Origin of the sequence: Burkholderia sp. KCJ3K979, assembly GCF_016759955.1 — a bacterium.
GTDB lineage: Bacteria > Pseudomonadota > Gammaproteobacteria > Burkholderiales > Burkholderiaceae > Burkholderia > Burkholderia orbicola.
Genome location: NZ_JACFYV010000366.1, coordinates 1 through 3,276 on the forward strand (window position 1 = coordinate 1; position 3,276 = coordinate 3,276).

The following is a 3,276-nucleotide window of genomic DNA, read 5'->3' on the forward strand; positions in this document are numbered from 1 at the left end:
CGCCCGGCTCGTCGGAGATCGTCGTCGGCAGCGCGATCGCGAAAGGCTTCAGCGGCACGCAGCTCGGCGACCGCCTGCATTTCGCGCAGCGCGACTGGATCATCGTCGGTATCTTCGACGCGGGCGGCAGCGGCTTCGATTCGGAGATCTGGGGCGACGTCGACCAGCTGATGCAGTCGTTCCGGCGCACCAGCTATTCGTCGATGGTGCTGCGCATCCCGAGCGCCGACGGCTTCGCGCGCTTCAAGGCCGACATCGACGTCGACCCGCGCCTGACCGACGAGGCGAAGCGCGAGCAGACCTTCTACGGCGACCAGTCGAAGGCGCTGTCGACCTTCATCAACATCCTCGGCATCACGCTGTCGACGATCTTCTCGATCGCCGCGATGATCGGCGCGATGATCACGATGTACGCGTCGGTCGCGAACCGCGTGGCCGAGATCGGCACGCTGCGCGCGCTCGGCTTCAAGCGCACCAACGTGCTCGCCGCGTTCCTGCTGGAGGCGCTGCTGCTCGGCTTCGTCGGCGGCGTCGCGGGGCTCGCGTGCGCGTCGCTGATGCAGTTCGCGTCGTTCTCGACGACCAACTTCCAGACCTTCTCGGACCTGTCGTTCCGCTTCGTGCTGACGCCCGCGATCGTCGTGAAGACGCTGCTGTTCTCGCTCGTGATGGGGCTCGTCGGCGGGTTCCTGCCGGCGATGCGCGCCGCGCGATTGAAGATCGTCGACGCGCTGCGCGCGCAGTGACGCGCGCCGCCGCTCACGCTCGACGTTCGCGCGGCACCCACGCGCCGTGGAACCCGGCCGGCACGCGGCGCGGCAGGTGCACGGTCGCGACCGGCCCCGCGTCGATCGCGCGCGCATCGAGGATCACGACGTCGCTCGTGTCCGTCGCCGCGCGGTAGACCATCACCAGCAGCCAGCCGTCGTCCTCGTCGGCGCCGCCCGGGCGCGGCACGAACACCGGCTCGCCGTTCTGGTCGCCGGCCGGCACCGCGTAGTGCATCGTCGTGCCGCGCGCGTGATCGAAACGCATCACGCCGCGCATTTCCGCGTTGTTCGGCTGCTCGACCGCATACAGGTAGCGGTAGCGGCGCCCGGTGCGGCTTTCGTTGATGCGCGGCAGCTCGATGCCGCCGTCGGCGAGCGGCCCTTCGTCGATCAGCCCGTTCGCCGTATCGATCACGTAGCGCCACAGCTCGCCGACCGGGTTGTCGGCGAAGCGGCCCGTGCGCGCGTCGAGCCGCAGGAACGACGGATAGCGCACCGCGTCGAGTACGAGGCACGACGCGTCGCAGTCGTACGCGTTCACGACGTGCTGGATGAAGCACGGCTCGACGCCGAACCAGCGCACGTCGCCGCCGTGGCGCGGCAGCACGCCGATGCGCGCGGGCCGGTCGTCGTGCCAGCGCAGCGGCATCCGGTGGCCCTGCTTCAGCAGCGAGAAGTCGTAGCCGACGTTCAGGTCGAGCAGCAGGCTGCGGGTTTCGGTGATCGCGAGGTCGTGCATCATCGACGGCGCGCCCAGCTCGATCTCGAGATCGACGCGCGGCACGCCCTGCGCATCCACGACGCCGTAGCGCAGCCACGGTGCGCGCCAGTCCGCGCGGAACAGGATCAGCTCGCCGGTCACCGGGTCGACCTTCGGATGCGCGGTCATCGCGCCGTCGAAGCCCGCGTGCCGCGCCGGGACGCCGAACGAATCGAGCGCGGCGGTGATCGCGAGCGGCGCGCCGCCCTCGGCCAGCGCGAGCAATTCGCCCGCATGCTGCAACACGTTCACGTTCGGATTGGTGTCGGGCAGATGCGGGACTTGCCCGGGCGCATGGACGGCCGCCCAGCGCTGCGTGCGCGCCCAGCGGTTCCGGTAGCCGGCCGCGCGGCCGTCGTCGAACGCGATCGCGTGCAGCATCGCGGCCTCCGGCCACCACGACAGCATGTCGTTGCCTTCGAAGCGGCCACCCGGCGGATTCGGGCCGTTGCGCAGCAACGTGCCGTCGAGTTCGCGCGGAATGGCGCCCGTCACGCGCAGCTCGACGATGTCGACTTCGTCGGCGACCGGCGCGAGCGCGCCGCGGTTGAGGTCGAATACGGTCATCGCGTCGGCGCTCCGTCAGCAGTCTTCGGCAGACGGCGGCAGATCGCCGCGCGCCAGGGCCAGCGCATGGTCGCGCACGTCGTCGGGCCAGCCGGCGATCAGCTCGGCCAGCCGTGCCGCATCGTTCGCATACAGCGCCCGCGCGGCTTCCTCGAAACCGGGCAGGTCGCCCGCCATCGCCGACATGAAGTGGTACGCGCGCGCCTGCGCGTCGCGCTGCCGGTCGGCCGCCGCGTGCGTGCGCCGCGCGTCCTCGACGAGCTTGCGCAGCGCGACCGACGCGCCGCCCGGCTGCGCGCCGAGCCATTCCCAGTGACGCGGCAGCAGCGTGACCTCGCGCGACACGACGCCGAGCTTCGGCCGGCCGCGGCCGCGCTGTTCGGCAGCGCCTGCGCCGGCCGGCTCGCCGGCGCCGCCGGACGCGTCGGCCGATGGCGCCGCATAGCGCGCGCGGATGTCGTCCGCCGTGCCGCGCAGGTCGAGGTCGATCGAGCGGCCCGTCGCGTCGTCGAAGATCAGGATCGAACCGGGCATCGCGTCGCCGGCCGCTTGCCGGACCTCGAGCGCGACCTCTGCGAGCGGACCCGACGCGAGCCGCCGGTGGCCGTCGAAGGCCGTGTACGAAGGAAGGAGTGTGGAAGAGGTCATCGTGGTCGCCCGCAGGCTGGAATCGGAATGACGCTATTTTTATCCGGGTATTAATTGGATGTCAATATTATCCGGGTAAAAATTATCGCCAGCATGTTCCGTCCTGTGGAGCGACCGGCTTGCCGATCAGACCGCCCGCGCCGGCGCCACGATGCCGCGCGCGCTGGCCAGCGCGTCGTCGAGCGACACATGCCCTTCGAACGCGGAAGACGCCGGCGGCGGCAGGTTCTCCTCGATCGCGTGCGCGAACTGCACGCCGGCATCGTCGGCGAGCCGCTCGCGCAGCGCGGCGACGCGCGGGAATGCATCGCGCTCGAACACCGCGTGATAGTCCGCCCAGCGCGCGATTCCCGTGAAGTACGCGTCGGCCAGCGTGCGCCGCGCGCCCAGCAGCCACGGACCTTCGCCACGTTCGAGCAGCGCTTCGAGCTGCCGGTGCGCCTTCAGCACCTTGCCGCGGCCGTACGCCTGCAACGCCGCTTTCTCCGCGCCTTCGGTGTCGTGTTCGTACACGTACCAGAGCGCGCCGAA

The 3,276-nt window shown here is 70.7% G+C and carries 4 protein-coding genes; 1 reads left to right on the top strand and 3 read right to left on the bottom strand.

The window, feature by feature from the left end; translation table 11 throughout:
• Nucleotides 1-746: ABC transporter permease (locus H3O04_RS34645; RefSeq protein ID WP_202589442.1), on the top strand; the 746-nt coding region annotated here is incomplete at its 5' end.
• A gap of 13 nt (nucleotides 747-759) precedes the next feature.
• On the opposite strand, the gene H3O04_RS34650 is transcribed toward H3O04_RS34645, so the two are convergent.
• The 3 genes from H3O04_RS34650 to H3O04_RS34660 all read right to left on the bottom strand — a co-directional run.
• On the bottom strand, nucleotides 760-2,097 hold the full coding sequence (locus H3O04_RS34650; protein ID WP_202589443.1) for a carotenoid oxygenase family protein: 1,338 nt from the start codon (nucleotides 2,095-2,097) through the stop codon (nucleotides 760-762).
• A 15-nt stretch (nucleotides 2,098-2,112) separates the two neighbouring features.
• Nucleotides 2,113-2,745 (bottom strand): DUF2239 family protein, encoded by a 633-nt coding sequence (locus H3O04_RS34655; protein ID WP_202589444.1) that lies wholly within the window; start codon nucleotides 2,743-2,745, stop codon nucleotides 2,113-2,115.
• A 126-nt stretch (nucleotides 2,746-2,871) separates the two neighbouring features.
• A partial coding sequence (locus H3O04_RS34660; protein WP_202589445.1) for a glutathione S-transferase family protein occupies nucleotides 2,872-3,276 on the bottom strand: 405 nt, incomplete at its 5' end.

What these genes read in the sequence shown, in the direction of transcription:
- H3O04_RS34655 (WP_202589444.1), bottom strand. Translation starts at nt 2,745, where the DNA reads ATGACCTCTTCCACACTCCTTCCTTCGTACACGGCCTTCGACGGCCAC.
- H3O04_RS34650 (WP_202589443.1), bottom strand. Translation starts at nt 2,097, where the DNA reads ATGACCGTATTCGACCTCAACCGCGGCGCGCTCGCGCCGGTCGCCGAC.